We start from the raw sequence: 18,025 nt of genomic DNA, 5'->3' as shown, positions 1-18,025 counted from the left end.
ATTTTCAAGATTCAAAGCGAATCTTCTAAATCTACAACCAGTGAATTTATGTACTCCAGCGACTGATGCCGGAAGTAGGTGTTGTATAGGTCGGCATAGTGGCCGCTGTCGGCCATGAGGCTGTGGTGGGTGCCTTCTTCGATGATACGGCCGTTCCCCATGACAATAATTCTGTCCGCATTTTTCACCGTGCTCAACCGGTGGGCAATGACGATGGCGGTGCGCTCACGCATCACCTCGTCCAGCCCCTCCTGAATTTGGGTTTCGGTGAAGGGGTCTACGCTGGCGGTGGCCTCATCCAAAATGAAGATGGCCGGATTTTTGAGCAGCACCCGCGCCATCGCCACTAGCTGCCGCTGCCCCATCGAGAGGTTGCTGCCCCGCTCACCCACGTCGGTGTCTAGCCCATGCCCCAGGCCGTGCAGCCATTCGCCCTGGCTAATGCGGTTGGCGGCGGCTAACACTTGCTCATCGTCTGCGTCGGGACGGCCGTACCGAATGTTGTCCCGAATGATGCCAGAAAAGAGGAACGGCTCCTGCGGCACCAAGCCGATCTGCTGCCGGTAGCTGCCCAGGTCTAGCGTGCGAATGTCGTGGTTGTCTACCAGGATACGGCCGTCCTGGAACTCATAAAAGCGATTGATCAATCGGGCAATAGAGCTTTTGCCCGCGCCCGTGTGCCCCACCAACGCCACCGTTTCTCCCGGTGCAATCGTCAGCGAGAACTCAGGCAAGACTGTTTCTTTGTCGGTGTAGCTAAAGCGCACGTTTTCAAAGCGAATCTCACCTTTTAGTCCACCCGCAACTTTGCTAGCGGCCGTTTGCTGCACTTTTGGTTCCAAATCAATGAGGGCAAAAACACGTTCCGCAGCCGAGAGGCCATCCTGGAACTGGCTCCAAAATGAGGCGATGCTGGTCATGGGGAACCAGTAAAAGCCGACCGCCTGCATGTACAGATACCAATCCCCCACAGACAGGCCAGCCAAGCCGCCCAAAAATGATTCAGACAAGGTTGCCAAGCCGCCGGAGTAGACAAGAACGGCCGTGCCAATCCCCGAGGCAATTACCATTATTGGGAAAATGGACATAAGCACCAGCCCACGCCGTAGCCCCACGCCGTACCCTTGCTTGTTGTTGTCTCGGAATGTCTCGTAGATGGCCCCTTCCTGCCGAAAGCCTTTGGCCACGATGATGCCGCTAACGGACTCCTGAATTTGTGCATTGATAACGGCCGTTACTCGCCGGGCATCCTGCGTCACGCGACGGGCAATGCTGCGGAAGCTCAGGGCAATCGCCACTGCCAGCGGCGTCATGCCAATGAGGATCAGCGTCAGCCAGACGTTGATGCTAAACAACCAGCCCGTCAGGATAACCACCAGCAGCACCTGGCTCAGCAAATTTAGCGTCAAATCCACCACCGCTGCAAAATCCTGCGTGTCGGATGTGACCCGGCTTACCATCTTGCCCGACGGATGCTCATCATAAAATGACAAATCGTGTTTAATGGTGGCCGAAAACACATCCTCGCGCAGTTGTAAAACGACATTCCCTACAATCCGCGCCGAGAAATACCGCCGGATATAGTTAAACACCCAGGCCGATGCCCCCATCAGCGAGACCCCGCCCGCCAACAGCAACATCGTTCGCGTGGTCGGGTCAGCTACAATCACGTCTATCGCGCTGGCAATGATGATTGGCCCCGCCGTTCCTGCCACCGAGTTCAGCGTGATCATGATTGCCACCAAGATCATCTGCCGCGAATACGGCCGAAAATAACCAATAATCCGAGCCAGCAACTCCCGATCCGAATAATTGCGATCATAATCTTCAGTATCTAGTCCATCTAAAATAAAACCCATAACAATTCCCTTGTGTGAAATCGCTCAGCATTAAATCAAATATGGTAGGGGCGAGGCAATCGGCCAAGATCTCGGCCTAGCAAAAACACCTTCACTCCGATTGCCTCGCCCTCGTCACCACAATTTAGGGCGAGGCGGTGGCGAGACCAGATTATTTGTTTCAACACACGTCATTCGCCACCGCCTCGCCCCTACCCTAAATTAATCATACCGAGCAAAGATGCGCTGGTAGGCGGGGCTGCGAGCCAGTAGTTCTTCGTGGGTGCCATGGTCGGAGAGACGGCCGTTACTCAACACCAAAATCTTGTCTGCCCAGCGAATCTGCGACAGGCGATGGGTGATGAGGAATGTGGTACGCTGACGGCTGATGCGCCGCATCGCCTGCTGAATTTGGTCTTCCGTGGCGCTGTCGATGGCGCTAGTGCTGTCGTCCAAAATGAGAATGCGCGGGTTGGTGAGGAAGGCGCGAGCAATGGCAATGCGCTGCCGCTGCCCGCCAGAGAGCGTTACGCCCCGCTCACCCACTTCTGTCTCGTACCCCTCGTTGAAGCCCATGATGAAGTCGTGGGCCTGGGCCTCTTTGGCCGCCTGTTCAATGTCAGCCTGCGTGGCATTGGGCACGCCAAAGGCGATGTTTTCTGCCAGCGTGCGTGAAAACAGGAAGATGTCCTGCTCAATCGTCGAGATTTGGGAGCGAAGCGACTCCAGGCTCCAGTCGCGCACGTCACAACCGTCTATGAGAATACGGCCGTTCTCCGCGTCAAAAATTCGGTTAATCAACCGGGTCATTGTCGTCTTACCAGAGCCCGTCTGCCCCACAATAGCTACCGTCTGCCCTGGCTCTGCTGAGAAGCTAATACCGTCCAACACAGGTTCGCCGTCGTAGCCAAAGCGCACGTCCTCAAACGTTACTTGCCCCTGAATCTCCGCCTGGTACCCCGCTTCATTTTCATCCAGGTTGGTCTCATCATTGATCATCTCCAAAATGCGGCGGGCGCTGGCAATGCCAAGCTGCACCAGGTTAAATGAAAAGATAGAAATGAAGGTGGGGAAACGCAAAATGCCAAACAGCCCCATGTAGGTCACAACCTCGCCCAGCGTCAGCGTGCCCGCCCGCCACAGCCACATCGCGTGGAAAAAGCCCGCACCCAAACAGAGTGAATAAACAAGAAGCGGCAAATAACGCGCCTGAATAACCCCTTGCTGCACAAAAAAGTCCCGGTAACGCCCCGCGTTGGTGACAAAATTTTGAATCTCCTGCCGCTCCTGCGCGTTCCCTTTTACCACTTCAATACCGCCAATGGATTCCGCCAGCCCGGCATTCATCACGCCAAACTGCTCCCGCATGGAAAGGCTCACCGGGTTTAGCTGGCGGGCATAATCCCACACCGTAATAACAAATAGAACCAAAAAGATGGCGGGCACAAGAAGCAGTTCCAAGCGCAAGGTGGCAATGAGCGCAATCGGTGCCACAATCCCCATAAACCCATCCACCAGCAGCATAACGCCTGGACTAAACATAATGTTTAGAGCACGGACGTCGTTGGTAGCCCGCGCCATGATGTCGCCAATGCGCTGACGGCCGTGGAATGTCTGACTTTTTCCCAACAAACTGATGTAAAGCTCATCCCGGCTGTTCCGCTCGATGAGTTGGGCAATATATTCATTAGAAAAATTGCGGGCAATGCCTAACCCGCTTTGCGCCGCCACCGTGCCAAAGACAGCAAACGCAATTCCCAATAACGCAGTGGTTGCCCAACCAGGGGTGCTAATCAAGTCAAAGGCGCGGCCAATAAACACCTGCACATAGCTGGCAGCCAGATTGTTAATGATGGACGCCACTGTTACCAGGATTGGCAGCCACGGATAGCGCATCACGTGGGACAAAATCCAGCGAAGCGGCCCACGGCGATTGTATTCATACTCGTTTTCAACCCGAAACTCTTTTTTACTCAAGATAGCCTCTGTTTATTTGGCAAGTGATTGCTGTCACAAATGTGAGAATTATATCTCAGTTAGAACAATTGTGCGTCTTATCCCTAGTTTTTGCCCGTTTTGAGGATATATGTCGTGGATTTATAGTACAATCTTCTCGTTTTCTTAACAGGATCATTTGCTATGATCCTTTCGGAAAAAGCGGAGCCCATTCTCGTTATCCTTGTACCCCCGCCCGATTCACACCACACAAACTTCACAGACGGCCGTCTTCTACACTTATCGGCTTTTTGGGAATTTGCGCCATCATTCGCAGCATCGTCACTTACGCGCTTTGCGGTTCTGCTTCATTAGATCAACCATTTTCTAGACAAAATGGAGATGCTTATGCGAATGCAATTTGGACGAGATAATCAAACTTACGGGCGTACTACCCTCATTCCCTTCACCACCCAAAACCCGACTTTACAACGCTTGCAAGGGCTGCTGCCTTTGCTAGGTCAAGGTGGCGGGCGCATCAGCGCGTCGGTTTACGACACCGCCCAGGTGTTGCGCGCTTACCCCCCGCCGGGCGGTGTTACCCCCGGCCTGGAATGGCTCAAGCGGCAGCAAGAGGCCGATGGTGGTTGGGGCAGCCCCGCTGCGCCGCTCTACCGGCGCATCTCCACCATTGCCGCCATTTTGGCGCTGCACCAGTACGCCGACATTGTTGATTCATCCGAAAGCATAGCTGCCGGGCTAGAGCATCTGCACTTTCAGCGGGAGCTATGGGCCAGCACCGTGCCGGAGAGCCTGCCCGTAGGCGCGGAACTCATTTACCCGTACCTCATTGATGAGGGGGCACGGCTCAAGCTGCGTATTCCCCGCCAGGGCAACACGGCGTTACTCAGCCAGGGGCGCAAAAAGCTGAAATATATTCAGCACATCCAGCCCGATGCCGGTTCGCCACCAATGCACTCCTGGGAAGCGTGGGGCAGCACGCCAGAACTTGCCTATCTGGACGGGGCTGGCAGCATTGGGCATAGTCCGGCAGCAACGGCCGTCTGGCTCAACCGTCTCCCCAAAACCGCAGAAACCGAGCCGCTGCGCCGTGAAGCAGAAGCATACCTAAAGAACGCCTCTCGCGTAACAGGTTACAACGTCCCTGGCGTGGTGCCTGGCATTTGGCCGATGGATAAGTTTGAGCTGGCGTTTGGCCTTTACCCGCTGCTGGTGGCAGATTTGCTAGATCACCCTGATTTGCAAACTATTCTTCAACCCCAGCTAGATGCCCTCGGCTTTGCCCTAACTGACCAGGGCATTGGCCTAAGCGACTACTTTTACCAGGATGGCGATGATACGGCCGCAGCGTTGGCGATTTTGCACACGGTGGGGTATGTGGTGGACACGGCCGTTCTGGAGCGATTCCGAGGCGATGGTGTGTACTATGCTTTTGGGGGTGAAATTCAGATGTCGCTTTCGCTCACGGCGCGTGCGGTTCACACTTTGCGGCTGTTTGGGCAGCGGGACAACGCCGCTATTCAGATGCTGTTGAAAACTCAGGGTGAAAACGGCCGTTGGCAAGACGACAAGTGGCACATCTCCTGGCTGTACAACACGCTGCATTTGGTGTTGGCTTTAGCGGCGGAACCTGAAGGGTATACGGCCGTCATGCACGCTCAAGACGATCTCATCCAAAACCAGCACCCCAACGGCGGCTGGGGTGTCTCCGACGAGGCAACCCCCTCAGAGACGGCCTACGGATTGCTGACGCTTTACAGGCTGTTCAAAGAAAAGTTACTCACCCAAGAAGGCTATCGCGCCTTCCACAAAGGACAAGCTTACCTGCAAGAGCATATCAACCAGGCCGACCTGGATCGCACCTCACTCTGGATTGAAAAGGAACTATACGTCCCCCACCGAATCGAGAAAATGTTTGAGCTTTGTGCCCTTCTCACCCACATCAACTAAACTCTGTCTCACTATTCGACAAGAACAAAAAAAGCTGCATCGCCGGGGCAAGCGATGCAGCTTAACTTTCAAGTGCTGTTGGCCAGAAGTCGCATTTCTACAGTGGCACTTGACCTACTGAATATCTTTACAAATTTGGCACAAAACAGCCAGCGGCTAAAACAATGAAGCCAATCAAAATTAGCCAGGACGCCATAGAGGTGACAAAACCAAGCTGAATGAGCAGGCCAAGAAGACCCAATACAGCAAGAACAACTGCTACGATAAATGTCATTTGTTTTGGTGCGCTTAAATTCATTTTTCTCTCCTGTGTCTAATCTGCATCTAATATAATAGGTATCTATCTTACTTCTGCCCCAATTAAGCAAACCACAGAAAATATCTTGAAAACCAAAGTGCAATTTCTTTGTGGTTTTTACATAAAACAGGGTCTGGTAAATTCCCAGACCCTGAAATGAACGTGGCTTCTATAGTTTTGGAATCTTCAACACTTGCCCCACGCGGATCAGGCTCGGGTTGTCCCCGATCACGTCCTCATTGGCCTCATAGATAAACCGCCAGTTAGCCTGCGTATTGTAATATTTCTGGGAGATCATGCTCAAGTTATCGCCAGAAACTACTTTATGCTCTGCAATAAATTCAGTAAAGCGTGATTTGCTGGCCGCTTTGGCTTTTTCTTTTGCTTCTGCCTCGGCTTCGCGGGCTGCTTTTTCCTTGGCACGTTCCAGTTTGCGGGCTTCGAGTGCCTCATCACGCTTCTGTTTTTGTGCTTTTAGCTTGGCTTCGCGTTCTGCTTTGGCTTTGGCGTCAGCAGCTGCTTTGGCTTTTGCTTCGCGTTCTGCCTTTGCTTTGGCAGCGGCTTCTGCTTTGGCTTTGGCTGCTGCCTCTGCTTTCGCTTTGGCGGCGGCGGCTTCTTTGGCGGCCGCTTCACGGGCAGCTTTATCGGCTTCCTGTTTGGCTTTACGACGAGCTTGCTTGTGAGCTGGCGTTGCCTGTAGTGCCTCGGCAATATCTTTTAGGGCTTCACTTTCTTCATCGCTGGTGTTATCACCAATGCCCAGCACGCCTTCCCCGGCGGCTTCTGCCACAGAGCGGCCTACGCTAAGTAAGAAAGTATTGAACGCATCCAGGTCATCTGCCCCCAGCTTCTTCTCAACAATGCCAGAAATGCGGCTCAACGCTTTTTCTGCCTGTGACTGTGTCGCTTTTTTTACGTCCTTGTCGGGATCATCTTCATTGGCAATAACATCGCGTACCAGTTGGTTCCCTCCTTTGTACGCCTCCATTGCTTTACCCAGTGCCTTGTTTTCCTTGCGCTTAACGATGAGGGCCACACGGCCGTCTGCCGCTGCCAACGCTGCATTAACCCAAAATGGTGCATCTTTTACCAAATTCCATTCGGTAGCTGATAGTTTCGCTTTTGACATAAACATCTCCTTGAAAATTGTAGGGGTCAATCTATTAACAATTTTTGCCCAATTGTAATTTTTATGAGCCCCTGGTTGGGACACATCCGATAGACATCACATTGAGTCATCTCGTCACAAATTGACTGAATTAGGCAAACGGTACCCTAGTACTATTAGAACCACAAACGGCCGTTTTGTCACTCTTTTGAGGCAAAATTCAGCTTAAAATTTTGTGGGGGCGGATATGACCGTTGCCATTTTCACATTGTTTGCAAAATTTGCACTGTAACTTTTTAAGCCGCCAAACGTCAAAAGGAGATATGGACTTACAATCAATTTACGCCAATGACGCTGACTCCCTGCTGGCAGCTTTGCGGAATCGAACCCCAGATGCTTTTGCACACGTTTTTGAGCAATATTCGGATAAGCTGTTTCGGCTTGCGGTAAGCCTGCTTAAGGATGAAGTCGCAGCCGAGGGCGTTGTGCAAGACACTTTTCTAAGGTTCATTGAGCGGCTAGACCAGTTTGAAGGACGCGCCAATTTAGGCACATGGCTATACCGCATTGCTCAAAACCTAAGCATAGACCGACTGCGTAAAAGAAAGCCAGATGTGGTGCTAGAAGATGAGCCAGAGGACGGCCGTTTACCGGCCCCTGTCTGTTTAGTAGATTGGCAACAATGGCCAGAGAAACTACTTACAGATAGCGAGGTAGGGCAGGCTTTGGATGATGCCATTGCCGCACTGCCAGAAAAATTCCGCATTATTTTTGTGCTGCGTGAGGTGGAAGGTTTATCTACGCAGGAAACGGCCGACATTGCCAACCTTTCCATCAGCGCAACAAAAGTCCGTTTGCACCGCGCCCGCCTCTTTTTGCGCGAGCATTTAACCCAGTCGCTGTTGGCGATTGGCTCTGAGTGAGATTGAACCCAATGAAATGTGAAGAACTGCTCCAATATCTTTCTGATTACATTGACCAGGAGTTGGAAGATGAACTTATTGCCGAAGCGCAGGAACATCTGGCAACCTGCCAAAATTGCCGCGTGGTGCTAGACAGCACCCAGCAAACCATCTTTCTGTTCCGTGAACAAGGCAAGCGCACCATTCCAGCCCAAAGCCGCGCCCGTTTGTTTAACCAGCTACAAGATGCTTTTATGAAATCAAAAACATCTCAGTAATTTTGTAACCTTTTCCACTCGTCTCCGTCTAAAAAATAATGAAGGACAAAATGAACCGTAGCGAAGAGAGGCAAACCAATACCCGCAGCACCCTCTTAAAACTCAGTTTGGTTTGCTTGCTCTGTATCAGCCTCATTTCTGGCCTAGTTTATCTGATTCAGCTTTTTACACAATAATTTTTCGGAGGATACTCATGAAACAAAATATGGGAAGTGCAGATCGTATTATTCGGGTGGTTTTGGCTGTTGCCGTTGCCGTGCTGTATTTTACCAATCTTATTTCTGGCACGGCCGCAATCATCCTGGGCATTTTGGCCATTGTCTTTTTGCTTACCAGCGTGGTTGGCTTTTGCCCGCTGTATGCACCATTCAAGCTCTCAACCAAAAAGTAGTGTGGTTTTTTCGGAACCCAACTTCTGAAACCTAAAAGAGCGGCGTGCCCGCTCTTTTTTTATCCCTTTACTCTGTCACCTTGTTACAGCTTCCAGACCATAAACCACTAACAACCGCCAAAAGTTATCGCTGGCGACGTGGAAGTTGAGGATGGCTCCGCCTGCCTGCAACGATGCACCCACCCGCAACAGATCACGCTCGACGGCAACGGCCGTTTCGCACGATTTGTTCAGGTTATCCAGCGCTTCGCCCCACAGGCGCAGGCTTTCGGTGAGCGGTTTATGGATGGCAGCGGCCGTTTCCCCCGGAGCTTCAACCTGTTCCAACTCAGTGAGCAGCCGATCCATCACCGCTGCATCCGCCACAAAGGTGGGATGCGCTACCTGGCTTCCGCCACACAGTGCCTCTGGGTTTTCTTTGCCTGCTTCCAAAATTTGGCCATCTCGCTCGGCAACGGTGAGCCCTTCTTCCAAAATTGGCTTAACTTCTTCGGCATAGGCAGAGAGGAGCGCCAGGTTGGTATCGTTTAGGGCAATTTCGGGGAGTTCAACGGGGGGCAGCGTAGGAACGGCCGTTGGCGAGGGCGCAGGTGGGGCAGATTGATTGGTTTGGTTGGTAACGGCCGTTTGCCTGTTTCCACCCCCATTTTCCTGATTTCGTGCCACCTGCGCTCCAAAAATCGCGCCCAGACAGCAGACCACCAAAATCCCCACAATACCAATCCCTACCACCAATGATTTTTCAAAAGAAGCCATACCAATACCTCCACTTGTTCACCTGCAAACTTGAAAACCTGCACACTTGCTTACCCATAAATACCATAAAACAGGTAAAATGTTGCAAACAACCGTGAGGAAAGCTATGCCGATTATCATCTTTGGCACAAAAGGGCGCGTCGTGGCCGACGATAGCGCCAGCAAGCAAACAACCACCTGCGGCTACTGCCGCGAGCTGGTACAGATGGAGCCCGTCCGCAACAAGCGGTACTTTTCCCTCTTTTTTATACCGATTTTTCCGTTAGAGAAGGGTGAAGCCGCGTGGCGCTGCCCCAACTGCAAGAAGCTGTTCCTGCGCCGCGAATAAACTTATCCGCAGATTTCGCAGATTAACACAGATTTTTCTACCAGATCAGTGTGAATCTGTGTTTATCTGTGTCCCAAATGGACGTGCTTGGCAGCGTGGAGCATGTGGCGGATGGGATTGTAGTGGGTGTCTACGGCCGTTTCGAACCGCGCTAGCTCGCCCAAAGCCAAAACTTGCTGTCCGTCGGGGGTTAGGTGCATTTGGGTAAGTGCCTGCTGAATAGCCTGCCGCAGCGGTGAGGGGACGCTTTTGTGAATCACCCAGGGGGGAACAGGGCTGGGGCCAAGTGCCTCGATAATGCGAATTTGATTGGCTAACTGCGGCCGTTCACGCAAAGCTATGTCCATGACAGTACTGTCTAAAGCTGCACCGTCTGCTTCCCCTGCCAAAACCATCTCTAGCGATTGCAAATGTGCGCCAGAGGCTACAATTTTGCCAAAGAAATCCCCATCTGCCCCAATTTGAGACAGTTTGTAGCGCACGACATGGTAGCCAGATTGGGAGCCAACTTCGTTGAACGCCCAGGTCGCTCCCTGCAAATCCTCAAATTTGGTGAACGGGCTGTCTCGCCGCACGATTACGTCAGAAAAGTAGATGGGCTGGTTTTGGTAACGGGTCTTGGCAAAAACGGGCAGGGCTAGCAGTTGGATGTCTGGGGTGGGTACGGCCGTTTCCTGCACATACGGGTAGCCACACATCCAGCCAATCTGAATGCGCCCCGCCAGCACGTTTTGCAAACATTCCTCCCACGGGGGATCAATGATGAACTCAGTTTCTAAGTTGAGCTGTTCTGCTAAATAGTCTGCGATGGCCCCGGTGACGGCGTGGGTGTTGCGTGCTTGGCAAGTGGTAAATTGTATCTTCATAACTGGCTCACGGAATAAAGCCACAGAGGACACAGAGGAAAACTCTTTTTCCTCTAAATTCTCTGTGATCTCTGTGGCAAAATAAATCTGTTTTCAAGGGTCTCTTAACTGGTTGAGGATGATGGTGGCGACTTGAGACGGCCGTTCCAGCGTCAGCATGTGGCCGCAGTCGGGAATCTCTAAAAAGGTGGCATTGGGCTGTAATTCTTGCCATAGCTGCCAGGATGGTGGCCAAAGCGTGTCGGAATCCTCGGCGCGGATGGCCAGCGTGGGGTGGGTCACTTTGGGCAGCGCCTCCCACACGCCCTGCGGCGGCATACTGTAAAAGCGGGCTTCCCACTCGCGTGGAAACGCCAGCACAAACTTGCCAGCTTCGGTTTCCTTGATAGCTGAATTGACATAATCCCACAAAGCGTCATCTGAAAAGCGTTCAAAAACCGATTTGCGGCGGAAGCGGGAGAAAGCAGCTTCGCGGCTGTCCCAACGGTTGCGCCGCTTGAGCGCACCAGCCACCATCGGGTTAAACGCGCCTGCATCGGGATTTTCGGCCGTCATTTGCAGCACTTCTGGGGGTAAAAAGACGGGCTCGATAAGGATGAGTTGGGAGAAGAGGTCTGGGCGGGAAACGGCCGCATACAAAGTCGCCACCGCCCCCAAAGAGTGCCCCACGCCAATTACCTGCTGCCAACCCATCTGGTCAAAAAAGCGAATCAGGTCATCTGCAATCACCGTCCAGTCGTGCATCTCCTCGGGCTTTGAGCCCAGCCACAGCGGTCGATGTTCTACGGCGAAAACGCGAAACCGCTCCGTCAGCGGCTCTAAAAACTGTCGAAACCCGGCCGGGGGGTAGGCGTTCGGATGAGCGAAGTGGAGAATACGGCCGTTGCCGCCAAAGTCAATGTAAGGAATAGAATCTCTCATAAAATACCGTTTTTCTTGTTCCACCCTCTCGGTGTTAAAAAGTAAACCAGGCAATGGTAGGGGCGCGTCCCCGTGCGCGCCCAAATTTGGGCAGACACGGGGGTCTGCCCCTACAAGATTAGGTGTGGGAACGGCGGGATTCGTTGAAGAGATGCGGCCGTTTGCCAACCACCTCGGTGACTAAATCCTGATAACGGCTCTCCCGCTCCACAAGCGTCACCAATTCCCGCATCTTGCCATCCAGCGAATTACCCACCAACGATCCTGACCTTATTTTCAGATCAAACAGCAAATCGTGAAACTCATTTTCATCAAACGCTGATTTCAGAGCAGACAAAACCTCACGGCGGGTGGGGATGCCTGCCTGCCGCATTTCTGACGTGCTGACGCCGTTGAGCAGTTGCTGCACATCCAGCATAATCACTTTCCCTTCTTTGCCAGGGTAGGGAATCACGTCTATCTTCTTTTCTTCTAGCTGCTCCAGGTAGGCATAATCAATAGGCTGCGCGTCTGGATGGCCGGGGATGGGCACGACCTCGCGCGGCTTGGTGCCCTGAATGGTGTCGTGAATGCCTGCAAATTCCAGCCTCAGACTGTAAAGAAATTGCCGCCGATCTCCGCCGCCGAGAATGGAAATGCGGATGGTGGCGGCTTTGATGTCTGCTTTGACGAGGGCAGCGAAGCCATCATGGTGGAGCATGACGCCGGTGTGCCAGCGGATTTTCTCGTCCACGCGCTGGTGTTGGCGCACCATGAAGCGGTGCAAAATGCTGCGCGGGAGAACCCTGTATTGGTAGGCAAAATGGAGCGCGTTGGCGTCGTCCCATTCAAAGGCAGGCTGCTCTTTGCTGATGAGATCGGGGATGAGGAGCGTTTGACCGCCCGGCAAGCCAAAGGCCAGTTCAAATTTGAGCATCATGTCCAGCAAAAAGCGGCGTTGCTGGTTTGGGTATTCGTCGCCGGGCAGCAGGTTCCGCACCTGATTGCGAGCCAGAATACCGTGCTTTCTCTGCAATTTATCGCTGTTGAGCAGGGTATAAATGCCTTCCGTAACCCAGTTGGGGTTAAGAACGCTGGTGTCGCGGACGCGGTCGTCGTCGGTGAAGTTGAGAACAATACCCAAATCATGGAGGAAGCGAACCAGCGTGGTTTGGCTACTTTCTTCTTCAATGCCATTTTGGTAGCAGAGGGCTTCGTATTCATGGTAGGGAAGAAAATGACGCTGAGCTTGCATTGCAACAAGCGAGGTTTTTACCTGCATCCAGCTAGCGGGAAAGGCAGTGTCTACATGCTCCATCGTAGCCAGGATGTTGGCGATTTCTGTTTTGAGTTCATCAATGCCCCTGCCGCTGCGGGCAGAGGTGCGGATGAAGCCTTTGATGGCCGGATATTTTTCTTGCAGGCCGCGCCGGTTGATATCCAGATGGTGCTGGTCTGATTTGTTGATGACGATGAGGACGGGGGCGTCGGGGGCGAAGCTGTTGATGAGCGCCAGCCAATACTCCACGCGCCCCTCATCTTCCCCTTGGCGAGCGTCAAGGACGAGCAGGTAGAGGCTGCGCTTGGTGAGGAAAAATTGGTGAGTGGCGTGCATAATTTCTTGCCCGCCAAAGTCCCATATATTGAGGGCGATAGGGACAACACCTTGCTGGTCTCGATTGACATCCAGCGACCAGGTTTCGATGTTGATCCCTTCCGTCTGACTTTCAGCTTCGTCAAAGCCTTGCCCCAGTAACCGCTTAACAAGGGAGGTTTTGCCCACGCCCCCTTGCCCAACAAGGATGAGCTTGGCTTCATTTAGCGGACGAGCGGACACTTTCTGCTGTTCACGCAGATAATCAAGGATAGCCTGGGCATTATGTTGTGCTACAATCTCTGGCGGGATGGGCAAGTCGGGATTGTTTTCTAGTCTAAGCCGTCTTAGCTTTGTTAGTTTTGTGACTTCAGGGGGAATGGATGTTATCTGATTATCTGGCAGCCAAAGCTCTTCTAAACTTGTTAACAGACCAATTTCGCGCGGAATAGTAGTTAGCTGATTTCTATGAAGAGAAAGCAAATCTAATGCTCTCAATTGCCCAATTTCGGGCGGTAAGGCTGTTAGTTGGTTATCATAAAGAAAAAGTTTCGTCAATACCGTCAATTGCCCAATTTCGGATGATATGGCCATTAGCTGATTGCCCTCAAGCCAAAGGCTCTTAAGTTTCGTCAATTGCCAAATTTCAGGCGGAACGACCGTTAGCTTATTATCTTTGAGCTTAAGAACATTCAACTCAGTCAGCAGCCCAATTTCGGGCGGTACGGCCGTTAAGCCCAAATTGTTCAAGGTAAGTTCGGTGGCTGACTCATCTTTAACTATTTTTATGCGGCGCTGTGCTTCTTTGTAAGCATCATCGGGGTTGTTGTATCTATAGTTGGCCATGGGGTTCCTCGTGTTTTAGGTGGGTGCATCTGGCAGGTGCGTCCCGCTTGTCTGGCAAAATTTTGGTTCCATTTTACACAATTGCTTCGCCTGTACCCAACCTCCCGCAGGTTTGGTAAGCAAACACACTTCTGGCGTAAACCTGCGGGAGGTTTCGTCGCGTCTCCCAAGTGCCAGTCACGGGGCACACGATCCGTAATGACCAAGATCGTTCTGCCCAGTGACTGGCACTTTTACGTTCAATTGTCATGCTGAGGTCCTCCGAAGCATCCCTCTAACCCCAGAAATCGCTCAATCTCACCCTCATTGGAGGGATTCTTCGCTCCGAAGACTCCGCTCAGAATGACAATTTCAGGTTTTGACGCTTTTTATCATGTCAGCATTTTTAGAAGCTGCTGGGTAACTTGCTTGGTGTCCGGGCCGATTTCGCCGGGGGGGCCGACGCAGGCGGGGCAGCCGTCGCGACAGTGGCAGTCGCTGACTAGCTCCAGAGCAGCGGGCAGCAGGTCGTGGTGCTGCTCAAACAGCCGCTGGCTAAAGCCCACCCCCGCTGCTACAGACTCGTAAATCACAATCGTGGGGGCTTTGGTAAGCGGGCTGCGGCTTTCGGCAACCACCTCAATGTCACCGGGATCGCACATGAGGTAAAGCGGGGCGAGGTTACGCAGCACATAGGCCAGCCCGCCCAGCGCGGAGCGAGCCTGCTGCCCAGCTTCGGCCTGCTTGTGGCAGCTTGGGCACAAGGTGATCAGGTTTTCAGGCTGGTTGGCCTCTTTGTAGTGGTCGTTTTGGCCGGGGATGTAGTTGAAATCGCGGAACGGCCGTATATGGTGAACGTGTAGCGTAACAGACCTGACAGGTTTTTGAGGTGACTCGCTCTGAGCTTCGTCTGGTTGTAAACCTGTCAGGTCTTTGCGGCCTTCCGCACCACAGTTGCGGCAGCGGTGGTTGTCGCGGGCAAGGACAATTTGGCGCTGTTGCTGCCAGTTGGGGCCGTAGTTGTTGGGTCGCAGCAAAATGCCCGCATCGTACAGTCGCTCCGTCAACGCATCGGAGAAGATGAGCCAGTAACCGCTGGTTTCCAGCACCATCTCCGGCAACTCAATCTCGCCAAAGCCCAGCGTCTCGTGCGTGTATCGCTTGATTTTGCGGTAGCCAGTGGACTTGGTCACGACGGTAACGTCTCCCCAGGCGCGGAGAATAGCCACGGATTGCGCGGATTTTTTGGATTTAGTCCCTTCGGCTTTGCGACTTTGCGTGAGGATGGTTTCTTCGGCCGTCTCCAGCGGGTTCAGCTCGCGGATGGAGCTGCCGACGCTGGCGCGGGTGTAGTAATCTACCTCGATGGGGCGGACGTGGGCGATACGGCCGTTCCAATCAAATTCCTCCACCAAATACGTGCGTGCCTGGTGCATGTAAATCGCGCCTTCGTACACCATGACGGGGGCGGTTTCCAAATCCACCTCGCCAATCACCTGCACGCTGTCCTCATCGTGGGCTTGAATGACGACGGTATCATCGCCGCTGGTTCGCAGGGAAACGGCCGTTGCGGGCGAGCCTTCCCCCACATAATGAAACTGATCCCGCGTCTCGTGCAAATCGCCGCCGTTGCGCAGGGCTTCCAGCAGTGGGGTCGCGTCGCCAAAACCGCCAAACGGTTCGCCCTGCTTGAAGGGTAGCTCAAAGGCTGCGCAAAGCAGATGGCGCACCATGATGCGTAAATTGTCTGGATTGGTGAGCGCATGTTCGGGCGAATTGCCAAAAATGTAGCGCGGATGGGTGCAGATGTATTGGTCGAGGGGGCTATTGTTGGCGACCATGATGGCGACGGACTGGTCGTTGCGTCGCCCGGCGCGGCCCGCCTGCTGCCAAATCGAGGCTATCGAGCCAGGGTAGCCAGTGATGACGGCCGCATCTAGCTGCCCAATATCAATCCCCAATTCCAGCGCGTTTGTCGCCACCACGCCGCGAATCTGCCCGTTGCGTAGACCGTGTTCGATTTGGCGACGCTCCAGCGGCAAATAGCCGCCCCGGTAGCCCGTCACGGACAGTTCTTCGCCACCTTGGTAAACCACGTCGTCGCGCAGGTAGGCCAGCAGCAGCTCTACCGTTTGGCGGGCGCGGGCAAAGACGATGGTTTGAATGTCTGAGGCCAGGAAGGTGCTGGCAGCATCCCGCGCGGCCAGTACGGAACTGCCGCGCAGCCCTAGCGTCTCGTCGATGATGGGCGGGTTGTACAAAATGAACTGCTTCTCGCCGCTGGGTGCGCCATTTTGCGTTTCGTCGATGAGGTGGAACGGCCGTTCCACCAATCGTTCTGCATGTTCTTGGGGGTTGGCAATGGTGGCCGAGCAGCAAATAAATTGGGGTTCGCTGCCGTAAAATTGGCACAGGCGCTGCAGGCGACGCAGCACGTTGGCTACGTGGCTGCCAAAGATGCCCCGGTAGGCGTGAATCTCATCCAGCACAACAAATTCCAGATTACTCAGCAAATTGCGCCAGCCGGTATGGTAAGGCAAGATGCCTGCATGGAGCATGTCAGGATTGGTAATCAAAATGCCATTGGCGCGGCGTACCTGCGTGCGCTGGCTGCGGGGCGTGTCGCCGTCGTAACTGTATACTTCAAACGGCAGATTGCCCGCACCGATGAGCACCTGGGTTTCGGCGAGTTGATCCTGCGCCAGTGCCTTGGTGGGGAAGATGTAGAGGGCGCGGGCGTTGGGTCGCTCTAGCAAGCGTTGAAAAACGGGGATAGTGTAACAGAGTGATTTACCGGAGGCTGTGGTGGTTGCAATGACGACGTGTTGGTTTTGGGAAACGGCTGATACCGCCGCAGCCTGGTGGGTAAACAACTGGTCAATCCCCCGCTGCTGCAGTGCCTTGATAATTTGTGGGGGCAAGGTGAGGGGATGTGTGGCAGACGGCCGTGCCGGGATGCGTTCCCAGGCGACGACATTCTGCATAAAGTCTCGGTTCATTCGCAAAGAGGCAATCAGTTCAGCAAGTGACATATAAAGATTATAGCGTTGGTTAAAGACCTGTCAGGTTTATGGATCAGTTTCTGTTATTAAAGAAGTTATTCAGATGATTATTCTTATCAATATTATTTTTAGTATGTAGTCGTAGGGGCTGGGGATATGTGTACATTTCTTTTTAGTTCCCATATCTTCGGCTATTCTCCGGGGCTGACCCATATCTTTCTGAAAAACCACCAAAAGGTCTTTTCAGTGGTTGGGGAATTCTTTGTATAAATTTGGATTTGTTGGGATTTATCACGGTTGTTTCCCATTTTGGTCAAAATGTGTATATAGCCCAGGACTTCAGTATGCCCCCCATATCTGGGGAATAGTTTCTTTTTGTGAAATTTATGACAACTGGAGTTTTCCACATCTGGGATCAGTTTTCCACAGTTTACGGCCGTTTATCCACAATATTATTGCAATTTGACACCAAAAAGTGGCTGAGGCGCAAAAGTGAGAGGTCTGTATATGGGTAAATGTACCGGGGCTGCCGAATATTTGGGGGATGGGTTATGAAACGACAGTGCTAACTATTTAGCAAAAAGCAAAGTTAAAGAGCATTTTTCCGGGGGCTCCTTTTTTTGCCAGGAATTGGGGGTACTGTTATCCTTGACAACTTACTAATGTATTGAGAGAATTTAGTCATCCTGAGCACTACACTCTGACATGAACCTGAAAGTGGGTCATTGACGAGACATCTTGGAGGCCTAACATGAACGTCATCAAAGTTTCTGCTCGATCTCGAACGGCCGCTGTTGCCGGTGCCATCGCTGGTGTCATGCGGGAAGTCAATCGGGCAGAGGTACAGGCCATCGGAGCCGGTGCCGTCAACCAGGCTCTAAAAGCAATTGTCATTGCCAAAGGGTACCTGGCCGAGGAGGGGGTTGATATCGTTTGTGACCCGTCATTTGTAGAAGTTTCTATTGACGACCAAGAACGAACAGCCATTCGCATAGTGGTTGAGCCACGTAATCAAGCGTCGTAAAATAATTTG

General features: G+C 52.8%; 15 protein-coding genes. 6 read left to right on the top strand and 9 right to left on the bottom strand.

What is annotated here, in order from left to right; translation table 11 throughout:
• Window positions 1-11 precede the first annotated feature (11 nt).
• Together ACOQPM_RS10010 and ACOQPM_RS10005 are read right to left on the bottom strand one after the other, a co-directional pair.
• Window positions 12-1,859 (bottom strand): ABC transporter ATP-binding protein, encoded by a 1,848-nt coding sequence (locus ACOQPM_RS10010; protein ID WP_420629116.1) that lies wholly within the window; start codon window positions 1,857-1,859, stop codon window positions 12-14.
• A 201-nt stretch (window positions 1,860-2,060) separates the two neighbouring features.
• Window positions 2,061-3,815 (bottom strand): ABC transporter ATP-binding protein, encoded by a 1,755-nt coding sequence (locus ACOQPM_RS10005; protein WP_420629115.1) that lies wholly within the window; start codon window positions 3,813-3,815, stop codon window positions 2,061-2,063.
• Between the two features lie 366 nt (window positions 3,816-4,181).
• Here ACOQPM_RS10005 and ACOQPM_RS10000 point away from each other — a divergent pair, with 366 nt between their 5' ends.
• Complete coding sequence (locus tag ACOQPM_RS10000; RefSeq protein ID WP_420629114.1) at window positions 4,182-5,744, top strand: hypothetical protein; 1,563 nt, start codon at window positions 4,182-4,184, stop codon at window positions 5,742-5,744.
• 127 nt (window positions 5,745-5,871) lie between these two features.
• Here the strand turns inward: ACOQPM_RS10000 and ACOQPM_RS09995 are convergent, their stop codons facing one another.
• Entirely contained in the window at window positions 5,872-6,042 is a 171-nt protein-coding gene (locus ACOQPM_RS09995; RefSeq protein ID WP_420629113.1) for a hypothetical protein, read from the bottom strand.
• Between the two features lie 169 nt (window positions 6,043-6,211).
• Window positions 6,212-7,171, bottom strand: a complete 960-nt coding sequence (locus tag ACOQPM_RS09990) for a LysM peptidoglycan-binding domain-containing protein (protein WP_420629112.1) — start codon at window positions 7,169-7,171, stop codon at window positions 6,212-6,214.
• Between the two features lie 302 nt (window positions 7,172-7,473).
• On the opposite strand from ACOQPM_RS09990, the gene ACOQPM_RS09985 reads away from it, so the two are divergent.
• From ACOQPM_RS09985 to ACOQPM_RS09975, 3 genes are all read left to right on the top strand, one after another.
• Window positions 7,474-8,073 carry an RNA polymerase sigma factor gene (locus ACOQPM_RS09985; protein ID WP_420629111.1) on the top strand — a complete coding sequence of 200 codons (600 nt, stop codon included), beginning with the start codon at window positions 7,474-7,476 and terminating at the stop codon, window positions 8,071-8,073.
• An 11-nt stretch (window positions 8,074-8,084) separates the two neighbouring features.
• Window positions 8,085-8,330 carry an anti-sigma factor family protein gene (locus ACOQPM_RS09980; RefSeq protein ID WP_420629110.1) on the top strand — a complete coding sequence of 82 codons (246 nt, stop codon included), beginning with the start codon at window positions 8,085-8,087 and terminating at the stop codon, window positions 8,328-8,330.
• A gap of 193 nt (window positions 8,331-8,523) precedes the next feature.
• Window positions 8,524-8,721 (top strand): YgaP family membrane protein, encoded by a 198-nt coding sequence (locus tag ACOQPM_RS09975; protein WP_420629109.1) that lies wholly within the window; start codon window positions 8,524-8,526, stop codon window positions 8,719-8,721.
• A 75-nt stretch (window positions 8,722-8,796) separates the two neighbouring features.
• Here the strand turns inward: ACOQPM_RS09975 and ACOQPM_RS09970 are convergent, their stop codons facing one another.
• Window positions 8,797-9,477: a hypothetical protein gene (locus ACOQPM_RS09970; protein WP_420629108.1), complete on the bottom strand. Its 681-nt coding sequence runs from the start codon at window positions 9,475-9,477 to the stop codon at window positions 8,797-8,799.
• 106 nt (window positions 9,478-9,583) lie between these two features.
• On the opposite strand from ACOQPM_RS09970, the gene ACOQPM_RS09965 reads away from it, so the two are divergent.
• Window positions 9,584-9,805, top strand: coding sequence for a zinc-ribbon domain-containing protein (locus tag ACOQPM_RS09965; RefSeq protein ID WP_420629107.1), 222 nt, complete (start codon window positions 9,584-9,586; stop codon window positions 9,803-9,805).
• A gap of 62 nt (window positions 9,806-9,867) precedes the next feature.
• Here the strand turns inward: ACOQPM_RS09965 and ACOQPM_RS09960 are convergent, their stop codons facing one another.
• The 4 genes from ACOQPM_RS09960 to ACOQPM_RS09945 all read right to left on the bottom strand — a co-directional run bounded on the left by ACOQPM_RS09960 (window position 9,868) and on the right by ACOQPM_RS09945 (window position 17,022).
• Window positions 9,868-10,671, bottom strand: coding sequence for a phosphate/phosphite/phosphonate ABC transporter substrate-binding protein (locus ACOQPM_RS09960; RefSeq protein WP_420629106.1), 804 nt, complete (start codon window positions 10,669-10,671; stop codon window positions 9,868-9,870).
• A gap of 93 nt (window positions 10,672-10,764) precedes the next feature.
• Window positions 10,765-11,592, bottom strand: coding sequence for an alpha/beta fold hydrolase (locus ACOQPM_RS09955; protein ID WP_420629105.1), 828 nt, complete (start codon window positions 11,590-11,592; stop codon window positions 10,765-10,767).
• 118 nt (window positions 11,593-11,710) lie between these two features.
• Window positions 11,711-14,011, bottom strand: a complete 2,301-nt coding sequence (locus ACOQPM_RS09950) for a COR domain-containing protein (RefSeq protein WP_420629104.1) — start codon at window positions 14,009-14,011, stop codon at window positions 11,711-11,713.
• A 371-nt stretch (window positions 14,012-14,382) separates the two neighbouring features.
• Entirely contained in the window at window positions 14,383-17,022 is a 2,640-nt protein-coding gene (locus ACOQPM_RS09945; protein WP_420629103.1) for a DEAD/DEAH box helicase, read from the bottom strand.
• Between the two features lie 694 nt (window positions 17,023-17,716).
• Here ACOQPM_RS09945 and ACOQPM_RS09940 point away from each other — a divergent pair.
• Window positions 17,717-18,016, top strand: a complete 300-nt coding sequence (locus ACOQPM_RS09940; RefSeq protein ID WP_420630526.1) for a stage V sporulation protein S — start codon at window positions 17,717-17,719, stop codon at window positions 18,014-18,016.
• Window positions 18,017-18,025 lie beyond the last annotated feature (9 nt).

Origin of the sequence: Candidatus Leptofilum sp., assembly GCF_965223525.1 — a bacterium.
In the GTDB taxonomy this organism is placed as follows: domain Bacteria; phylum Chloroflexota; class Anaerolineae; order Promineifilales; family Promineifilaceae; genus Leptofilum.
The sequence above is the reverse complement of the archived record's forward strand: the minus strand, read 5'-3'. Positions and strand labels throughout refer to the sequence as shown.